Genomic DNA, 1799 nt, shown 5'->3' with positions numbered 1-1799 from the left:
CTCCAACACCTAAGCAAGAGAGCCTTGAGCCTGTGGCCCTTGCAACCAAATGCAAGGGCATTTCTCTAAGAAAGGAGGTGATCCAACCGCAGGTTCACCTACGGTTACCTTGTTACGACTTCACCCCAGTCGCTGTGTGTGCCGTGGGCAGTAGCTGCTTTAGCATCCTGACTTAAGGCAAACACAACTCCCATGGTGTGACGGGCGGTGAGTACAAGACCCGGGAACGTATTCACCGCAACATAGCTGATTTGCGATTACTAGCGATTCCAGCTTCATGCAGGCGAGTTGCAGCCTGCAATCCGAACTAGGAGGTGTTTTATAGATTAGCTCTGCCTCGCGGCTTTGCATCTCTTTGTGCACCCCATTGTAGCACGTGTGTAGCCCTAGGCGTAAGGGCCATGATGACTTGACGTCGTCCTCACCTTCCTCCTGCTTACGCAGGCAGTCTTCTTAGAGTGCGCAGCATAACCTGTTAGCAACTAAGAAAAAGGGTTGCGCTCGTTGCGGGACTTAACCCAACATCTCACGACACGAGCTGACGACAGCCGTGCAGCACCTGTTTTCAGGGTCTAGCAAGCTAGACACTCCCCTATTTCTAGGGAATTCCTTCAATGTCAAGCCTAGGTAAGGTTCTTCGTGTATCTTCGAATTAAACCACATGCTCCACCGCTTGTGCGGGTCCCCGTCTATTCCTTTGAGTTTTAATCTTGCGACCGTACTCCCCAGGCGGGATGCTTAAGGCGTTAGCTGCATTACTGGAAAGACAAAGCCTCCCAACAACTAGCATCCATCGTTTAGGGCGTGGACTACCAGGGTATCTAATCCTGTTTGCTCCCCACGCTTTCGTGCAATCAGCGTCAGTGATGTTCTAGCAGGTCGCCTTCGCAATGAGTATTCCTCTTGATCTCTACGGATTTTACCCCTACACCAAGAATTCCACCTACCTCTCCCACACTCCAGAAGGATAGTTTCAAATGCAGTTCTATGGTTAAGCCATAGGATTTCACACCTGACTTGTCCTCCCGCCTACGCACTCTTTACGCCCAGTGATTCCGAGTAACGCTTGCACCCTCCGTATTACCGCGGCTGCTGGCACGGAGTTAGCCGGTGCTTATTCGTTAGATACCGTCATTATCTTCTCTAACAAAAGGAGTTTACAATCCTAAAACCTTCATCCTCCACGCGGCGTTGCTGCTTCAGGGTTTCCCCCATTGAGCAATATTCCCTACTGCTGCCTCCCGTAGGAGTCTGGACCGTGTCTCAGTTCCAGTGTGTCCGTTCACCCTCTCAGGCCGGATACCCGTCATAGCCTTGGTGAGCCTTTACCTCACCAACAAGCTGATAGGACATAGACCAATCCTTTAGCGATAAATCTTTCCCTCGTAAGGTAGTATTTGGTATTAATCACCATTTCTAGTGGCTATTCCAAACTAAAGGGCATGTTATCTATGCATTACTCACCCGTGCGCCACTAATCCACCTAGCAAGCTAGGCTTCATCGTTCGACTTGCATGTATTAGGCACGCCGCCAGCGTTCACTCTGAGCCAGGATCAAACTCTCCATAAAGTTAAATCCTACAACTGGCTCAAGATCACTCAAGTTTTAACTAGTTTAACAGAGTAGCTCAACTAGAGTTCTTAAGCCAAAAACAAAAATCAAAAAGTAAAAACAAACTTTGGCTACAAGACTCTCTTGCTTAAATGTCAAAGATCGCTTGCCTTTAGCATTGCTATTTAGAGCATTTGCTATTTAGCAAAAGGGGCATTTTATAGTTTTTAAGCTTAAGGGGGGCTTA

Annotated in this window: 1 rRNA gene; it reads right to left on the bottom strand. The window is 48.4% G+C overall.

Going from position 1 to position 1799, the window contains the following annotated elements:
* Positions 1 to 70 precede the first annotated feature (70 nt).
* Positions 71 to 1570, bottom strand: a 16S ribosomal RNA gene (locus G6Q00_RS08110).
* Positions 1571 to 1799: the final 229 nt, after the last annotated feature.

Origin of the sequence: Helicobacter suis (assembly GCF_902196125.1) — a bacterium.
GTDB lineage: Bacteria > Campylobacterota > Campylobacteria > Campylobacterales > Helicobacteraceae > Helicobacter > Helicobacter suis_B.
The sequence above is the reverse complement of the archived record's forward strand: the minus strand, read 5'-3'. Positions and strand labels throughout refer to the sequence as shown.